A 17,115-nucleotide genomic window follows, 5' to 3' on the forward strand; every position below is an offset into this window, starting at 1 on the left:
GTTGCAACGCGATACGACCGGTGCCCAAAAGTCTTCCTCTCAGCCATCGCTCTCGCCGCTATCGTCATCTACTGGCTATGAGTCCTGAGCCTAAGCAACTTTCAACGTTTCAGTGCGATGCCGTCGGACGATGCAAAACACGTTCTGGATCATCGGCGCCTTCGTGCTGGCCATTGGGGCCGGTCCCGTCGCCTCCGTTTCGGCGAAGGCGGGGGTGCCGGACCCCGCGGGTCTCTACCTCCTCGTCGATTTCGGTGCAGGGGTGGACGCGCCTGCCGGGCGGACGCCGCACGGTGTGCGTGAATTCGGCCTGACCCGGTGGCCGCTCGGCCGGCTTGTCGTCGCATCACCCGACCAGCACAGAAGGTTGACCCGGGACGGCTACCTTGTGCTCCCCGCCAGTATCCTGGCTGAAATTTGCGGGTTCAAATGACCGCGGACCCGGCTGTTTTCGAGGATTGAGCATGATCATGCGCATCTTTTCATCCCCTGTCCTTCTCACCTTCTCGCTCGCGGGCGCGCTGTTTCCGTGTCTTCTGCTGGCCACCGGCATTGTCGGCGGCCCCATCCTTTCGACCGGGGCGATCGCGCTTGTTTTCATCCTGTTCGGCGCGGCCATGTCGGTGTTGCGGCCGCCGCTGGCGCCGGTCGGTGCGGCGACGGCGCTCATCGGCCAGGCCATCTCGCTGACCAATGGCCTGCAGGGCCATCCGTGGCAGATCGACAGCCACATGCTGTTCTTCGCGCTGCTCGCCTGCCTGATCAGCCTGCGCAGCATCAGCGCGGTACTCGTCGCGACGCTGATCATCGCCGTGCACCACCTTTCGCTGTCGTTTCTGATGCCCAGCCTGGTTTTCCCCTCGGGCTCGGTCGGGCAAAGCGTTTCGCGCACGCTGTTCCACGCCGTGGTCGTCCTGATCGAGGCCGCCGCGCTCACCTGGACCGTCCTGCATCTGCAGCGGAACGACCGGCGCATGCGCGAAAAGACGACCGAACTCGAGGCGAGCCTGCAAGCATCGCAGGACGCGATCGCCGAAGCGAAGGTGGCCCGCGCCCAGGCCGAAAGCTCGAAGGACGCTGCCAACGCCTCCCAGGCCGAGGCCGAGGCCGCCCTCGCCAAGGCGCGAGAGGCGCAGGCCGCCGATGAGCGCGCCCGCGAAGCGCGAGACCGGATGATGCAGGAGCTCGATATCGAGTTCGGCGGCCTCGTCCACAGCGCGATCAACGGGAATTTCTCGTCGCGGGTCACCAAGAATTTCGAGGACCAGACGCTCAATGGCCTGAAGGAAAAGCTGAACGATCTGCTGGAATCGGTGGAGAGCGGGCTGCGCGAAACCGGCCGCGTGCTCGACCAGGTGGCCGCGGGTGACCTGCGCACCGAGATGACGGGCGATTTCCGGGGCGACTTCGGGACCCTTCAGACCAATGTGAACGGAATGATCGCCTCGCTCAAGCAGCTCATCGGCGAGATCTCGGGCAGCGCGGCGCACATGTCCACCTCGTCGAACGAACTGCGCGACACCTCGGACGCGCTGTCCCGCCAGGCCGCGCAGAACGCGGCCTCGCTCGAGGAATCGTCCGCCGCCATAGAAGAGCTGACGGCCAGCATCAAGCAGGTCAGCGACAACGCCGCGGACGCGAACAAGAATGCCAGCTCGGCCAAGGACATGGCCCATTCCGGCAGCATCGTCGCCGCCGACGCCGCCTCCGCCATGGCCCGCATTTCCGACGCATCGAAGGAGATCGCGAAGGTCGTCACGGTGATCAACGAGATCTCGTTCCAGATCAACCTGCTGGCCCTGAATGCCGGCGTCGAGGCCGCCCGCGCGGGCGAGGCCGGCCGCGGCTTCTCGGTCGTCGCCTCCGAGGTCCGTCAACTGGCCCAGCGGGCGGGCGATGCGGCCCGCGAAATCGACGAGGTCATCGCGCGCAGCGACCAGGCAGTCGCCGAGGGCGTCGACAAGGTGAACAACTCGCAAGAATCCCTCGCGAAAATCTCGCAAAGCGTCACCGAGGTCTCGCAACGGATCGACCAGATCGCGGTCGCCATGTCGGAACAGGTGAACGGCATCGGCGAAATCAACAGCGCCGTGTCCAGGATCGACACGAACACCCAGAAGCAGGCCGCCTCGTTCGAGGAGGTGCGCGGCACGGGCGCCCTGCTCTCGAAGGAAGCCGAGGGGCTGAAAGGTTCCACCGCGCGGTTCCGTGTGGGCCAAGAGGTCATCGGCCTGTCCGAGCCGGCTGCCGCACGAGCTCACTCGCCGGCCCGGCAACAGATTCCCGCGCCGCCGGCGTCGAACGGAAACCTGGCGGAAAGCCTCGATGGCTGGGACGCGTTCTGATCGCAAGCCGCGGCAATCCCCGGGCGATCCGACCGGACCTGCCGTAGGTTCACACGTCGCTCACCGAAGCCCACCGAGCCCTGTCGACGCCCGGGGCAGCGGCGATCGGGGCGGCAGGACAGTTGCCTCCGCTCCGGATCGCGTCCGGGGTGGTCCCGGTTCCACGGCCCGCTCGGCCGCATCCCCGCTTGAACGCCCAAGATCGCACGCGCCCGAGCCGAAGCCGCGCCCCGGAATGGCCCGCGACGGCGGACAGGCCAGGGACCCCGTCGCGCCGAACGGCGGAGCGCGGTCCCACCATCGCTCTCGCTCATGTCATCGGTATGTGAACCCCTGTGCGGAAACGCGCGAAACTTCCCCTGCGTCGGCTGCGTATATGGGTCATAAGAACGCAAACACGCCGATCGAGGAGCGCGAAGATGAATACCCGTCTCAATACCGCCTTTCTCGGCGCAGTGCTGGGCTTGAGCCTTGCGGCCACCGCCGCCCTTGCCTTCACGAGCACCGAGATCCCCGTTGCCGACCGTCACCACGCGACGCTCGAGATGCAGGAAAGGTTTCCCGACCTGTTCTGACCGGACTTCTGCCCGCGCCTAGACCGAGGCGCGGGCCCTATCCGCCAACTGGCGCAAGCGCGCCGCGACAACCTCTGAAACCGGCCCGTTGCGCGGCGAATCCCGCAATGTCGTGAACCAGTGATCCGGCGGGTTCTTGCCCAGCCGGTTGCCGGTAAACTCCAACCCGCGCAGGACGTTTTCGGCCGCCTCGGGCAGTCGCGCGGGAATCTCCTGTCGCGACAGGGTCGCCCAGACACCCGTCCACAATCGCCCCACCGACCAGGGGTTGTAGCCGCCGCCCCCCAGCACGAGCAGGCGCGGCGACAGGTCGCGCAGGGCCGCGACGATGGCCCAATGCGCGTTGTTCGACAGCGCCAACCGCGACAGCGGATCCTCGGCCACCGCGTCGGCCCCGCATTGCAGGATCACCGCGTCGGCGCGGAACCCCTCGACCAGCGGCAGGATCAATTTGTCCCGCGCCGCCGCCATGTCGCCGTCACGCGCCCCGCGCGGCAACGGCAGGTTCCACACGTTGCCCGCGCCGCGATCCTCCACCGCGCCCGTGAACGGCCAGCGCCGTTCCTCGTGGGTCGACACGATCAGCACATCCGGGTCGTCGCCGAAGCCGTGCACCACCCCGTCGCAATGGTGCGCGTCGATATCCACGTAGGCGATACGGCGGAAGCCCCAGCGCCGGAACGCGACGATGGCGAGGCAGGGGTCGTTGAGGTAGCAAAACCCGTTGGCCCGGTCGGGCAGACCGTGGTGGGTTCCGCCGCCGGGGTTGTAGACCACGCCGCCGTCGCGCAGCAAACCGGTCGCCATGATCGAACCGCCGGCCGCCGTGGCCGGGCGGCGGAAAACCTCGGGGTAGATAGGGTTCGACAGGGTCCCCAGGGCATGGCGCGCGCGCTCGGCCTCGGTGACGTGGCCGTCCCGCTCGGCCCGTTGCAATACCGCGAGATAGTCGGGGTCGTGCCATGTCGCGAGGGAGGCGGGCTTGGCGCGCGGCGACGGGATGTAGACATCGGGCGGCAGCCAGCCCATCGCGCGGGACAGGTCGATCACGGTCGACACGCGCGGCACCCGCAGGGGGTGGTTCGGACCGTAACTCGACCCCCGGTAGATCTCGGAGCCGATGAAGCGCAGTGTCACGGCAGCGCGGCGTCGATGGCGCGCGTGATCGCCCGGCTGTCCGGCCGCACCGAAGACGGCCAGTGTCCGATCAGTTCGCCGTCGCGCACCAGGTACTTGGTGAAATTCCAGCGCGGCGCGGCGCCTTCGTCGCGGGCCATGTCGGCGAAGAACGGATGCGCCGCGGGCCCGCGGACGGGCGTGATCGTGGCGATGGGCAGGGTGAGGTCGAAATTGACCGAGCAGAATTCCTTCACCTCTTCGTCGGAGGACAGCTCCTGCCGGAAATCGTCAGAGGGGACGGCAAGAACCAGAAGGACCTTGGCGCCGTAACGATCGTGCAGCGCTTGAAGGCCCTCGTATTGCGGCGTGAACGCGCAGAGCGACGCGGTGTTGACCACCAGAACGGGCCCCTCGCGATCGGCCAGCGAGAGCGTGTCGCCCTCCAACAGCTGAAACCGCCACCCGTCGGGCGCCGCACCTGCCGGCACACCGATCCACACGGCGGAAACCAGCAGGATTAACCAGACGTTTATCTTTTCCATGCGAGACAGATACCTTGTGCGGACGGCAATTCAATCACATGGCCCGAATTGTCGCATACCCCGCGGCGCAGGCGATTTGACGCGCGGTGAAAAGGTAATTTATGTTATAGGATCAACAACAAGGGGTAAGAACGCCCGCTTCCGGAGGCCCGATATGGATCTGAGCGACCCTGTGGCACGCCCAATGAGATTGTCGCCCGCAGGCAAACGCGATGTGCGCACGCAATTCGGCGCGCTGCCTTACCGCGTGCGCAATGGCAAGCTGCAGATCCTTCTGATCACGACCCGTCGGACCCGCCGCTGGGTCATCCCGAAGGGTTGGCCACAGGACGGCGCCACCCCGTCCGACGCCGCCGCGACCGAAGCCTTCGAGGAGGCCGGCGTCGAAGGTGTCGCGAGCCCCCAGTGCCTGGGAATCTTCACCTATACCAAGGAGATGGATGGCGACGACCTGCCCTGCGTCGTGGCCGTGTTCCCGCTGAAGGTGAAGAAGGTGCTGAAGGACTGGCCTGAGAAAGCCGCGCGAAGCCGCCGGTGGGAAAGCCCCAAGAAGGCCGCCCGCCTGGTGCAGGAGCCCGAGCTCGCCCGCATGCTGGCAACCTTCGACCCGAAGGCCCTGAGGATTTGACGATCAACCGCATTGGCGGGAAGCCGCGCAGCGCCTACCTAACAGCGTGTAGCTTTTGGGTTTCAAGATGATACGCTTTTCGCTTTCCTGCGCCGACGGACACGATTTCGAAAGCTGGTTCGCGTCGAACGCGGCCTTCGACCGGCTGGCGCAATCGGGGCGCGTGACCTGCCCCGACTGCGGCAGTGCCGATGTGAAAAAGGCGCTCATGGCGCCCCGCGTGCGGTCGGGGGGCGCGCCGGTCGCGGCGGCCGACACACCGCCGCCGAAGGCCACGGACGACACCCATCCGCTGGCCCGCCTGCGCCGCAAGATCGAGGCCGAGGCGAAAGATGTGGGCCGCGATTTCGCCCGCCAGGCCCGCGCCATGCACGAGGGCGCGGCGCCGCATCAGCCCATCTATGGCCAGGCCGAGCTGAAAGAGGCGCGCGCGCTGGTCGAGGACGGCGTGCCCATCGCGCCCCTGCCATTCATCCCGAAATCCAAGACCAACTGAGGTCCGCCATGCATGTCCTGATCACCGGCGCGAACCGCGGCATCGGTGCCGCCATGGCGGACCGGATGACCGCCCGCGGCGATGACGTGACGCGCACGGCGCGCGACGCAAAGGACCATCTCCCGCTCGACGTGGCCGACCCGTCCTCGGTCGGCCGGCTTGCGTCCGAACTGGGCGACCGACCGCTCGACCTGCTGGTGTGCAACGCCGGCGTGTTCGAGGACCGGGGCGAGACGCTCGGCGACGGGTTCCCGCCGGACATGTGGGCGCGGATGTTCGCCATCAACGTGACCGGCGCCTTCCTTTGCGTGCAGGCGCTGCTTCCCAACCTGCGCGCCGCGAAGGGCAAGATCGCGCTGATCTCCAGCCAGCTGGGCAGCTCGGAAAACGCGTCGGGCGGCAGCTATATCTATCGCTCCAGCAAGGCGGCGATGGTCAATCTGGGCCGCAACCTTGCCATGGACCTGCAATCCGACGGCATCGCCGTGGGCATCTATCATCCCGGCTGGGTGCAGACCGACATGGGCGGGTCGGGCGCGGCCATCTCGCCCGAGACCTCGGCCAAGGGGCTGATCGACCGCTTCGATGCGCTGTCGGTCGCGACGACGGGCCGGTTCGAGACCTATGACGGCCGCGCGCATCCGTTCTGAGACGGTTCCGTGAAATTTCCAGACGCTGAATCTGGCATCTAGCGGAACGGGTACATCCAGACCTTGTAGTCCTCGACCAGTTCCAGCGCGGCGTCGATCTGCGCCTGGTCCATCTTCTTCACCACCTCTTCCAGCGAGATCGCCGCGTCCGGATCGCCGCCGATGGCCGACAGCGTGTACCACATGTAGGCGCGCACCAGGTCCGGCGCGGGCATGCCCCGGCCGACCTCGTAGTACCATCCGATGCCCGACTGCGCGCCCGGGTGGCCTTTCATGGCGCTGCGCAGGTACCACTCGAAGGCGCGGCGGTCGTCCCGCTCCACCCCCAGCCCCATGGCGTAGAGGATGCCGATCAGCTCTTCCGCGTCGGCATTGCCCGAGCGCGCGGGTCCGCGCAGCAGCTCCATCGCGTCGGTGAAGTCCCCGGCCTCCATGGCATCGCGGGCATTTTCCACCGGGTTCGCCGCGACGGGACTTGGCAGCGCCAGCACAATTGCCAGAATGGCGGCATGTACCGTTTTGCCGCCCCTTTCTTGATCGCGCTGCCGCTTCATGCCGGCCCCCTGCCCCCGCCCCTGTCCGACGCCGATTTCCGCGCGGTGGACGAGGATCAGGCGCGGATCGGTCAGCTTCTTTTCCACGACAAGATCCTGTCGGGCAACCGCAACATCTCGTGCGCGACGTGTCACGCGCTGGACCACGCGACGGGCGACGGGCTGAGCCTGGGCATTGGCGAGGGCGGCACCGGCGTGGGGCCGGAGCGGACCCCCGGCGAAGGATCGGACCGCATCGCCAAGCGCATTCCGCGCAACGCGCCCGCGCTCTGGAACCTGGGCGCGCGCGACATCCGGCTGCTGTTCCATGACGGGCGGCTGAAGACTTCGCCGATCTACGGCAACGGCTTCGACACCCCGGCCGAGGAATGGCTGCCGCAGGGCCTTGCCACGCCGCTGGCCGCGCAGGCGTTGTTTCCCATGACCGCGCAGTTCGAGATGGCCGGCAACCCGTCGGAAAACGAGATCGCGGGCGCGGTGCACGACCGGATCGACGCGGCGTGGCCGATCCTGGCCAAGCGCGTGCGCACCATCCCGGACTACGGCGAGATGTTCGTGCGGGCCTTCGACCACATCGACCGGCCCGAGCAGGTCAGCATCGTCGAGATCGGCAACGCGCTGGGCGCCTATATCGACCTGGAGTTCCGCCGCTTCGACACGCCGTTCGACCGTTTGCTGAAGGGCGAGCCGAACGCGCTCGGCCCCCAGCAGCGGCGCGGGATGGAGCTCTTCTATGGCGAGGCCGGCTGCGATGCCTGCCACGCCGGCCCGCTGATGAGCGATCAGGACTTCCACGCGCTGGCCCTGCCGCAGATCGGTCCGGGTCGCACCCGGCGCTTCGACCCCTATCCGCGCGACGTGGGCCGGATGGGCAAGTCCGACCGGCTGGAGGACGCCTATCGCTTCCGCACGCCCATGCTGCGCAACGTGGCCCTTACCGCGCCCTACGGGCATAACGGCGCCTACCCGACCCTGCGCGGCATCCTGCGGCATCACGCCGATCCGCTGGGCGCGTTGGACGCCTGGACACCCGACATGGCCCGCCTGCCGCACGCGCCGTGGCTGGCCGCGGGCGACTTCGCCGCCAGCGCAGACCGGCTCGAGGCCGCGCGCCACAGGGCCCGGGTGGACCTTGCGCCGCTGCCGCTGGGCGCTCTCGACCTCGCCGATCTCGAGGCGTTCCTGCACGCCCTGACCAGCCCCACGGCCGAGACGTTCCGCTTCGGCAAGCCCGAATCCGTGCCCTCGGGCCTGCCGGTGGATTGACGCACCCACTGGTCGCGCGGAACCCTGCCCCTAGGTGCGTGACCGAGCACCCAAGCGCGGGATAATCCGTTGTTAATCGTCAAAGACCTGCACAAGTCCTTCGATGGCGCCGACGGCCCGGTGGCCGTCCTGCGCGGCGTGGACCTGCGGCTGGAGGCCGGGCAGACCATGGCGCTGACGGGTGACAGCGGCTCGGGCAAATCCACGCTTCTGCACCTGATCGGCGGTCTGGACCACGCGGACAGCGGGACGATCACGCTGGATGGCACCGACATCACCGCGCTGGACGATGCGGGCCGCGCGGCCCTGCGCCGGGACCGGATCGGCGTGGTCTTCCAGCAGTTCAACCTGATCCCGTCGCTGGACGTGGCCGCCAACATCGCGTTCCAGGCGCGGCTTGCGGGCAAGCACGACCGCGACTGGGCGGACCGGCTGGCCACGCGGCTGGGACTGACCGATCACCTGAAGAAATATCCCGAACAGCTGTCGGGTGGCCAGCAGCAGCGCGTCGCCATCGGCCGAACCCTGGCGGCGAAGCCGTCGCTGGTGCTGGCGGACGAGCCCACCGGCAACCTGGACGAGGACAGCGGCGCCCGCGTGCTCGAGCTGATGCTGGCGCTGGTCGAGGAAACCGGCGCGTCCCTGCTGACCGTGACCCACTCGCAGTCGCTGGCGGGCCACATGCAGCGCCAGTTGCACCTGCGCCATGGGCGGATCGACGGATGATCCGCGCCGGGCTGACCGCGCTGCTGTCGCACTGGATCCGGCGGCCCTTTCAGCTGGTGACGCTGATGCTGGGCCTGGCGACGGCCACGGCGCTCTGGTCCGGGGTGCAGGCCATCAACGCCGAGGCGCGGGCGAGCTATGACCGGGCCGCGCGCGCGCTGGCCGGGCCCGACCGCGATACGCTGGTCGCCCGCGACGGGGGGGCCATCGACCAGGCCGTCTTCGTCACGTTGCGCCGCGCGGGCTGGCAGGTCTCGCCCCTGATCGAGGGGCGCGTGCCCTCGCCGAGCGGACCGCTGCGCGTCATCGGCATCGACGGCTTCACCCTGCCGTCGGGCGACCTGCCGGTAACGGATACGAGCGAACCGGGCGACGTGAACATGGCGTTCCTGACGCCGCCCGGGCTGCTTCTGGTCGCGCCGGGCACGCAGGAGCGTCTGTCGAACGCGGACGACCTGCCGCCGCGCCAGACGGCCGAAGGCATCCCGCCCGGCGTCGCCTATGCCGATATCGGCATCGCGCAGACGCTCCTGGGCCGCGAGGGGCAGATCGACAGGCTGGTCGTGACCGGGCCGCCGTCGCTGACCGCGCCTCCGCTGGACGAGGTCGCACCCGCGCTCGCGCGGCGCAGCGCGGGCGGCGGCAACGACATCGCGCGGCTCACGGACTCGTTTCACCTGAACCTCACCGCGTTCGGGCTGCTGAGCTTCGCCGTGGGTCTTTTCATCGTGCGCGGCGCCATCGGCCTGGCCTTCGAGCAGCGGCGCGGGGTCTTTCGCACCCTGCGCGCGCTGGGGATGCCCGCGCGGACGCTGCTGGCCCTGCTGACCGCCGAGCTTCTTGTGCTCGCGCTGGTCGCGGGGCTGATCGGGGTGGCGTTGGGCTATCTGGTGGCGTCCCTGCTGCTGCCCGACGTGGCCGCAACGCTGCGCGGGCTCTACGGCGCCAGCGTCGACGGGACCCTGTCCCTGCGCCCGGCCTGGTGGCTGAGCGGACTGGCCATCGCTACGCTGGGCACGGCCGCTGCGGCCGCCGGATCGCTGTGGAAGGTGGCGCATCTGCCGCTGCTGGCCCCGGCGCAGCCCCGCGCCTGGGCGCGCGCGTCGGACCGGGCGATGCGCCTGCAAGCGGTGGCCGCGGTCGCACTGCTGATCCTCGCCCTGGTGCTCGGCGTGACCGGCGGCGGGCTGGTGGTGGGCTTCACACTGCTGGGCGCGCTTCTGGTGGGCGCGGCGCTGGCGCTGCCCATCGTCCTGCATTCGGTGTTGGGCCTGTTCGGGCGCGGCGCGACGGGGCCGCTGTCGGAGTGGTTCTGGGCCGACACGCGCCAGCAGCTTCCCGGCCTGTCGCTGGCGCTGATGGCGCTGCTGCTGGCGCTGGCGGCGAATATCGGCGTGGGCACAATGGTCAGCAGCTTCCGCACGACCTTCACCGGCTGGCTGGATCAGCGCCTGGCGTCCGAGCTGTACCTGACCGCCGAGAGCGAGGCGCAAGCCGAAGACCTGCGCGCCTGGCTGGCCACGCGCGCTGACGCGGTGCTGCCGATCCGCAGCAGCGAGGCCCAGCTGGCCGGCGCGCCCGCCGAGGTCTTCGGCGTGGCCGATCACGCGACCTATCGCGACAACTGGCCCCTGATCGAGGCGGACGCCGCCGTCTGGGACCGCGTCGCCGCCGGCGAGGCCGTGCTGGTGAACGAGCAGCTGGCCCGGCGCGAAGGTCTCTGGCCCGGCGCGACGCTGGACGTGCCGGGCTGGGCCGATGCGCCTGTGGCCGGCGTCTACAGCGATTACGGCAACCCGCTGGGGCAGGCCATGGTTGGCCTCGACCGGTTCGACGCGCTGTTCCCCGAGGCCCCGCGCCTGCGTTTCGGCCTGCGCACGGATCGGCCCGAGGCGCTGCGCACGGCGCTGATCGATGAATTCGGCCTGTCCGGCGCCAACGTCACCGACCAGGCGTCGATCAAGCAATTCTCGCTCGACGTCTTCGAACGCACCTTCACCGTCACGGCCGCGCTGAACGTGCTGACCCTGTCGGTGGCGGCGCTGGCGATCCTGACGTCCTTGCTGACGCTCGCCACCATGCGCCAGCCGCAGTTGGCCCCGGTCTGGGCACTGGGCCTCACGCGCCGCCGCCTCGCCCGGCTCGAGCTGTTGCGCGCGCTGCTGCTGGCCGCGCTGACCTTCGTGGTCGCGGTCCCCGTGGGGCTTGTGCTGGCCTGGGTGCTGCTGTCGGTCATCAATGTCGAGGCGTTCGGCTGGCGGCTGCCCATGGAGCTGTTCCCCCGCGACTGGGTCTGGCTGGGGGTGCTGTCGCTGCTGGCCGCCGGGCTGGCGAGCCTGCTGCCGGCGATAAAGCTGGCCCGGACGCCCCCCAACGAGCTGCTGAAGGTCTTCGCCCATGAACGCTAGGATGACCCGACGCGCCCTGTTGGGCACGACGCTGTCGGCCCTTGCTACGAGGGCCACGGCCCAGGGCTTCGCCGGCCTCGGCACGGCCTCCGACGGCTTCGCGCGGCCCACGCCCGGCAAGACCTTCCGCTTTCCCGAGGACCACGGACCCCACCCCGATTACCGCATCGAGTGGTGGTACATCACCGCCAACCTCGAAGGCCGCGACGGCACCCCCTATGGCGTGCAGTGGACGCTGTTCCGATCCGCCCTCGCACCGTCTGGCGGCGATGACGGCTGGGCCAGCCGGCAGGCCTGGATGGGCCACGCGGGCCTGACGACACCCGACGCGCATTTCGCGGCCGAGCGGCTGGGCCGTGGCGGCACCGGACAGGCCGGCGTCAGCGTCGAACCGTTCGAGGCCTTCATCGACGACTGGTCGCTTGCGGGCCCCACCCTGGGCCACGTCACCATGCGGGCGGCGGGCGCCGATTTCGCCTACGACCTGCAACTCGATGCCGACGGCCCGTTCGTCTTCCAGGGCGACGAAGGCTACTCGGTGAAGTCCGCCGCGGGACAGGCGAGCTATTACTATTCCCAACCCTTCTACCGTGTGTCGGGCCGACTGATGCTGCCCGGTGGCGAGGTCGAGGTGACGGGCCGCGCCTGGCTCGACCGCGAATGGTCCTCGCAACCCCTGTCCGAGGACCAGAGCGGGTGGGACTGGTTCTCGCTCCATTTCGACAGCGGCGACAAGATGATGGGTTTCCGGCTGCGCGGGGCCGAGGATTTCACCGCCGCCACCTGGATCACCGCCGACGGCCGAACCACGCCTTTCCCCGACGGCGCCTTCGCGGCCGAACCGCTCGAGACCAGCGATGTCGCGGGCCGCGAGGTGCCCACCCGCTGGGCCGTCCGCCTGCCGGGTCGCGGGGTGGACATCACCGTGGCGGCGATCAATCCGGACGCCTTTATGGATCTGGGCTTCGGCTACTGGGAGGGGCCGGTGATCGTCACCGGCAGCCACGGCGGCATCGGCTACCTGGAGATGACCGGATATGGATGACTGGGCCAACGACCTGGAAAAGCTATGGGATTTCGCGTGGCAGAAGCTGCATCGGGGCGCGGCGGATGCGAAGTCACCGCTGCACCGACCAGCCTTCGCCACGGCGGGGCGTGACGGCGGCGCCGAAGCGCGGATCGTGGTCCTGCGCTCGGCCAGCCCGTCGCGGCACACGCTTGAAGTCCACACCGACGCGGCCTCGGCCAAGGTGGCGGAACTGGTCGCCGATCCGCGCGCCACGCTTCTGTTCTGGGACCCGAGATCCAACCTGCAACTGCGTGCGCGCGTCCGGGTCGAGATGGTCACCGGCGATGCCGAAGCGTGGGAGCAACTGGGCGAAGGCGCCCGGATGAACTATGGCGGCACGCCCGCGACCGGTACCGGGATCGACGCGCCGGACGCCTACGACAAGACCCCGGCGCGCGACCGGCACACGCGGCTCATCGGCCATCTGCAATCGCTCGACGCCGTCTACCTGGGCCCGGAGCATCGCCGCGCGCTCTATTCCCGCGACGACGGCTTCGCCGGAACGTGGCTGGCCCCCTGACGCGGCCCTTGCTAGGAAACCGCGACCCCGACGGAGCGACCCGATGCATCCCCAATGGCCCGCCACCCGCGACCTCGTCCTGATCGGCGGCGGGCACGCCCATGCGCTGGTCTTGCGGAAATGGGGGATGGACCCGCTGCCGGGCGCACGGCTCACGCTGATCAATCCCGGCCCCACCGCGCCCTACACGGGGATGCTGCCGGGCTTCGTGGCGGGTCATTACGACCGCGACACGCTCGAGATCGACCTGGTCCGGCTGGCACGGTTCGCGGGCGCGCGGCTGATCCTCGGGCACGCCACCGGCATCGACCGGGGCCTGGGCGAGATTGCCATCGACGACGCGATCCTGGGCCCCCGGCGCATCGGCTACGACGTGGCCTCGGTCGATATCGGCATCCATTCCGACATGCCCGCCCTGCCCGGCTTCGAGACGCACGGGGTGCCGGCCAAGCCGCTCGGCCGCTTCGCCGCGCGATGGGCGGCCCATCGCGACGGGCCGGACCGCGCCGCGCCCAAGGCCGTGATCGGCGGCGGTGTCGGCGGGGTTGAGCTGGCCATGGCCATGTCCTTCGGCTGCGGCGGCGCGGCCGTCACCGTGATCGACCGGGGCAAGGCGCTGGACGGGATCGGCGAAGGGGCCCGGCGCGCGCTGCTGGACGCCATGGCCGCGCGCAACGTGACCCTGATCGAACAGGCCGGGGCGGCGCAGGTCACGGCCGAGGGCGTGGTATTGGAGGACGGGCGCGAGATCCCGGCGCGGTTCGTGACCGGCGCGGCCGGGGCGCGACCCTATGACTGGCTGCGCGGCACCGGGCTGGAGCTGACGGACGGGTTCATCGCCGTCGACGCCCGTCTGCGCAGCGTGACCGACCCGGCGATCTTCGCCGCAGGTGACTGCGCCCACATGACCCACGCGCCCCGCCCCAAGGCAGGTGTCTTCGCGGTGCGGCAGGCGCCGGTGCTGACGCGGAACCTGCGCGCGGCGCTCGGGGCCGGGACGACGCGCCGCTACGATCCGCAGCGCGACTACCTCAAGCTGATCTCGACCGGCGGCAAGGCGGCGGTGGCGGACAAGGCGGGGCTGCGGCTGAGCGGTCGCTGGCTCTGGCGCTGGAAGGACCATATCGACCGCAAGTTCATGAACAAGCTGTCGGACCTGCCCGAAATGACGCCACCGCGCCCGCCGAAGGAGGCCGCCACCGGCCTGCGCGTCCTGACCGAACAGGCGCCCTGCGGCGGTTGCGCGGCGAAGGTCGCGCAGTCGACCCTGTCGCACGCGCTGGCCCAGCTTCCGGTGCATCCCCGCGACGATGTCGAGACGGGCGCGGGCGACGATGCCGCGATCCTGCGCATGGGCGAGACGCGGCAGGCGATCACCGTGGACCAGCTGCGCAGCGTGACGGACGACCCGGCCCTCATGGCCCATATCGCCGCCCACCACGCGCTGGGCGATTGCCTGGCCATGGGCGCGGCGCCGCAGACCGCCTTGCCGATCCTGACCCTGCCGCGGGCGACGCCGACGCTCGAGGCGCGGACATTGCGCGAAGTCATGGCCCCCGCGCAGGCCGCCTTCGCCGCCGCCGGGGCCAGAATCGTCGGCGGGCATTCGGCCACGGGGGCGGAGCTTGCCATCGGGTTCGCGGTGACGGGCCTGCTGGAAGCGGCCCCCTTGACCCTGGCGGGCGCGCGGCCCGGCGACAGGCTGATCCTGACCAAACCGCTGGGCACCGGAGCGGTCATGGCGGCGGCCATGGCCGGTGATGCGCCCGGGCCGGTGGTGGCCGACACGCTGCGCGCCATGGCGGCCCCGCAGATCGAGGCCGCGCGGCTGCTGCGCGGCGCCCACGCGATGACCGACGTCACGGGCTTCGGGCTGGCCGGGCATCTTTTGGGCATGCTGGAGGCCAGCGGCGTGGCCGCCCGCCTGGACCTCGACGCGCTGCCGATCCTGCCCGGCGCGCTGGAGCTGGTGCAGTCGGGCACCCGGTCGACCCTGCACGCCGCGAACCGTCAGGTGGCGGATCGGGTCGAGGCCCCGGACGATCCGCGTTGCGAGCTTCTCTACGATCCCCAAACCGCGGGCGGCCTGCTCGCCGCCGTGGCGGACGCCGACGCACCAGACTTCATGTCGAATCTCAAGGGTGCGGGATATACCGCCAATATCATTGGAGAATTGGCGGAAGGATCGCCCTCAATCCGGGTTGCCTGACGCCAGCCTGTCCATGGCTTCGGCGATGCGGTCCGCCAGATCCTCCCGCCCCTGCGCGTCCAGCCTGTCGGTCGACAGCGTGTGCGTCGCCTGCGCCCCGGCGGCCTGCTTGGCGTAGCGCGGATCGTAGTGGTGGACCATCAACTCGGCCGCCAGCGCATTGGTCTGCCCTTCGACGGCCAGCGCCCGCCACGCATCGATCCGGTCACGGCCCTGAAGGGCGACGAGGCTTTCCAGGATGTCCTCGACCCTGTCGGCGTCACGCGCAATGTCATCGTAGGCACGTTCGAGATAAGCCGCCCGCGCGGCGACCGGCGCCTCGATCCGGATGCGCGGCGCGTCGTCCTGCATCGCCGCCCAGAGCGCCGGAGGAACGATGATCCGGCCGACCTTGCTGCTTTCGGCCTCGACCAGCACCGGGCGCGCCGGGTCCAGCGCCTGCACCTGCGCGGCCAGCGCTGTTTCGAACCCTTTCTGGCTGGGCTGCCCACCCATGGCGCCGAAGACCGACCCGCGATGGTTGGCCAGCCCCTCGAGATCCAGGATCTGCACGCCGCGCCGCGCGGCAAGGTGCAGAAGCTCGGTCTTGGCCGTGCCGGTGAACCCGTCCAGCAGCACCACCCGCGCCGGGAACGGCTGGTCGTAAAGCCGCGTCTTCACCAGGTTCCGGTACGTGCGGTAGCCCCCGTCCAGAACGCGGACGCGCCAGCCGATCTGGGACAGGACCGCGGCGAAACTGTTCGACCGCTGCCCCCCGCGCCAGCAATAGACCAGCGGCTGCCAGCCGCCATCGTGGCCCGCCAATGGCCCCTCGATATGCGCGGCGGCGTTCTTGGCGACCAGCGCGGCGCCGATCTTGCGCGCCAGGAACGGGCTTTGCTGCTTGTAGATGGTGCCCACGCGCGCCCGTTCGTCATCGTCGAGAACCGGCAGGTTGATGGCGCCGGGCACATGGTCCTCGGCGAATTCCAAGGGCGAGCGCACGTCGATCACCGTGTCGAATTGCGCCTGGATCAGGTCCGACAGCGCGTCTGGCGCGAAAGGCTTCACGGTCGGACCTCCGCCTCAAGGGTGGCGGCCATGGCGCGCCCGCTGGCCCAGGCGTCTCCCGCCAGCGGCCCCAGCGCCCAGTCCCCGCCCGCCAGCACCCGCGGCGAGACGCGCAGGAACGGCTGGCCCAGCGCCCGCTCCACCCGGCCGTAGCGCCAGAGATGCGCCACCGCGTGCGCCGGTGCGTCCCGGCCCAGCGCGGCGGCCAGTTCCTTGCCCAGGACCGGCGCCATGTCGGGTTTGGACGTCTCCAGCCGCTCGGCGGACCAGTCGGATTTCGCGTGGGCCACGACGGCGCCCGCGCGGTCCTGCGGCAGGATGGCATCGAACGGGGCCGGCGCGGGATCGGGGACCGCCGTCAACGGGGCGTCCCACGCGGCCATGACGGTCCAGACCGGCACCATGCGCACCTCGGACAGCGCATCGCTGCGCAGAAGCTCGGCCGCCTGCGGCGCAGGGATGGCCACCACCACCGCGTCGAACGGCCCCCAGTCGGCGCCGTCGGTGTCGGTCAGCCGCACGCCCGCGGGCCTGTCGTCGAGGCGCGCGATCCGGGTGCCCGCGTGCCGGGTCAAACCCGCGGCCCAGGGCTTCAGAAGACCGCTCATTCCCGGGCGTCCGCGCCAGCCGTCATCCACGGCCATTGCGGCATCGCCAAGGCCGGCCATGGCCTCGTGGAACGCGGAGTCATCGCCCTGCGCCAGGGGTGCCCCGTGGTCGAAGGCGCCGACCTCGCTGCGCCGGGTGGCCAGGCGCCCGCCGGTGCCCCGGCTCTTGTCGAAGAGGGTGACGGTCAGCCCCGCCCCGGAAAGGTCGTGCGCGGCGGCCAGACCGGCCATGCCCGCACCGATGACGGCAATGTGTTTCATGGGACCCCAACTAGCGCATCCGCGTTCACCCACAAACCCTTGGCGGGGCGCTTGCAAGGCCCTAGCCTGACTGAACAGATCAGGGAGAT

Annotated in this window: 17 protein-coding genes and 1 pseudogene; 13 read left to right on the forward strand and 5 right to left on the reverse strand. The window is 69.9% G+C overall.

All coding sequences use genetic code 11. The features are described from left to right. The 4 genes and pseudogenes from BUB76_RS17720 to BUB76_RS18005 all read left to right on the forward strand — a co-directional run. A pseudogene (locus BUB76_RS17720) lies at window positions 1–81 on the forward strand (IS5/IS1182 family transposase); the annotation flags it as partial. 49 nt (window positions 82–130) lie between these two features. Continuing rightward, window positions 131–433, forward strand: a complete 303-nt coding sequence (locus tag BUB76_RS15180) for a hypothetical protein (protein WP_073129648.1) — start codon at window positions 131–133, stop codon at window positions 431–433. Between the two features lie 31 nt (window positions 434–464). Further along, complete coding sequence (locus BUB76_RS15185; RefSeq protein WP_073129649.1) at window positions 465–2,345, forward strand: methyl-accepting chemotaxis protein; 1,881 nt, start codon at window positions 465–467, stop codon at window positions 2,343–2,345. 419 nt (window positions 2,346–2,764) lie between these two features. Beyond that, the gene (locus BUB76_RS18005) at window positions 2,765–2,920 is read left to right on the forward strand and encodes a hypothetical protein (protein ID WP_175550322.1); all 156 of its coding nucleotides are present in this window, start codon (window positions 2,765–2,767) and stop codon (window positions 2,918–2,920) included. A gap of 18 nt (window positions 2,921–2,938) precedes the next feature. On the opposite strand, the gene BUB76_RS15190 is transcribed toward BUB76_RS18005, so the two are convergent. Then, the gene (locus tag BUB76_RS15190; RefSeq protein WP_073129650.1) at window positions 2,939–4,057 is read right to left on the reverse strand and encodes an acetoin utilization protein AcuC; all 1,119 of its coding nucleotides are present in this window, start codon (window positions 4,055–4,057) and stop codon (window positions 2,939–2,941) included. Continuing rightward, entirely contained in the window at window positions 4,054–4,581 is a 528-nt protein-coding gene (locus BUB76_RS15195; RefSeq protein WP_073129651.1) for a glutathione peroxidase, read from the reverse strand. Before BUB76_RS15195 ends, BUB76_RS15190 begins: the two co-directional genes overlap by 4 nt. A gap of 154 nt (window positions 4,582–4,735) precedes the next feature. Between BUB76_RS15195 and BUB76_RS15200 the strand changes: the two genes are divergently transcribed. The 3 genes from BUB76_RS15200 to BUB76_RS15210 all read left to right on the forward strand — a co-directional run bounded on the left by BUB76_RS15200 (window position 4,736) and on the right by BUB76_RS15210 (window position 6,355). Beyond that, window positions 4,736–5,209, forward strand: coding sequence for an NUDIX hydrolase (locus BUB76_RS15200; RefSeq protein WP_073129652.1), 474 nt, complete (start codon window positions 4,736–4,738; stop codon window positions 5,207–5,209). 67 nt (window positions 5,210–5,276) lie between these two features. Beyond that, window positions 5,277–5,705, forward strand: a complete 429-nt coding sequence (locus tag BUB76_RS15205; protein ID WP_073129767.1) for a DUF1178 family protein — start codon at window positions 5,277–5,279, stop codon at window positions 5,703–5,705. An 8-nt stretch (window positions 5,706–5,713) separates the two neighbouring features. Further along, on the forward strand, window positions 5,714–6,355 hold the full coding sequence (locus tag BUB76_RS15210; RefSeq protein WP_073129653.1) for an SDR family oxidoreductase: 642 nt from the start codon (window positions 5,714–5,716) through the stop codon (window positions 6,353–6,355). 38 nt (window positions 6,356–6,393) lie between these two features. On the opposite strand, the gene BUB76_RS15215 is transcribed toward BUB76_RS15210, so the two are convergent. After that, the gene (locus BUB76_RS15215) at window positions 6,394–6,789 is read right to left on the reverse strand and encodes a tetratricopeptide repeat protein (protein ID WP_373280061.1); all 396 of its coding nucleotides are present in this window, start codon (window positions 6,787–6,789) and stop codon (window positions 6,394–6,396) included. A 75-nt stretch (window positions 6,790–6,864) separates the two neighbouring features. On the opposite strand from BUB76_RS15215, the gene BUB76_RS15220 reads away from it, so the two are divergent. From BUB76_RS15220 to BUB76_RS15245, 6 genes are all read left to right on the forward strand, one after another. Then, complete coding sequence (locus BUB76_RS15220) at window positions 6,865–8,175, forward strand: cytochrome-c peroxidase (RefSeq protein WP_073129654.1); 1,311 nt, start codon at window positions 6,865–6,867, stop codon at window positions 8,173–8,175. A 69-nt stretch (window positions 8,176–8,244) separates the two neighbouring features. Beyond that, a complete protein-coding gene (locus tag BUB76_RS15225) occupies window positions 8,245–8,901 on the forward strand; it encodes an ABC transporter ATP-binding protein (protein ID WP_073129655.1) in 657 nt (218 codons plus the stop codon). After that, on the forward strand, window positions 8,898–11,309 hold the full coding sequence (locus BUB76_RS15230) for an FtsX-like permease family protein (protein ID WP_073129656.1): 2,412 nt from the start codon (window positions 8,898–8,900) through the stop codon (window positions 11,307–11,309). Before BUB76_RS15225 ends, BUB76_RS15230 begins: the two co-directional genes overlap by 4 nt. A gap of 1 nt (window position 11,310) precedes the next feature. After that, window positions 11,311–12,354, forward strand: a complete 1,044-nt coding sequence (locus tag BUB76_RS15235) for a lipocalin-like domain-containing protein (protein WP_073129657.1) — start codon at window positions 11,311–11,313, stop codon at window positions 12,352–12,354. Continuing rightward, window positions 12,347–12,898 carry a pyridoxamine 5'-phosphate oxidase family protein gene (locus BUB76_RS15240; RefSeq protein WP_073129658.1) on the forward strand — a complete coding sequence of 184 codons (552 nt, stop codon included), beginning with the start codon at window positions 12,347–12,349 and terminating at the stop codon, window positions 12,896–12,898. Before BUB76_RS15235 ends, BUB76_RS15240 begins: the two co-directional genes overlap by 8 nt. Window positions 12,899–12,941: 43 nt before the next feature. Continuing rightward, entirely contained in the window at window positions 12,942–15,107 is a 2,166-nt protein-coding gene (locus BUB76_RS15245) for a selenide, water dikinase SelD (RefSeq protein ID WP_073129659.1), read from the forward strand. Here BUB76_RS15245 and mnmH read toward each other — a convergent pair. Then, window positions 15,090–16,157, reverse strand: a complete 1,068-nt coding sequence (gene mnmH / locus BUB76_RS15250) for a tRNA 2-selenouridine(34) synthase MnmH (protein ID WP_073129660.1) — start codon at window positions 16,155–16,157, stop codon at window positions 15,090–15,092. The two genes, BUB76_RS15245 and mnmH, sit on opposite strands and share 18 nt — an antisense overlap. After that, window positions 16,154–17,026, reverse strand: coding sequence for an NAD(P)/FAD-dependent oxidoreductase (locus tag BUB76_RS15255; protein WP_073129661.1), 873 nt, complete (start codon window positions 17,024–17,026; stop codon window positions 16,154–16,156). The genes mnmH and BUB76_RS15255 overlap by 4 nt, the downstream gene beginning before the upstream one ends. Window positions 17,027–17,115 lie beyond the last annotated feature (89 nt).

Source organism: Palleronia salina, from assembly GCF_900141995.1.
Classification (GTDB): Bacteria; Pseudomonadota; Alphaproteobacteria; order Rhodobacterales; family Rhodobacteraceae; genus Palleronia; species Palleronia salina.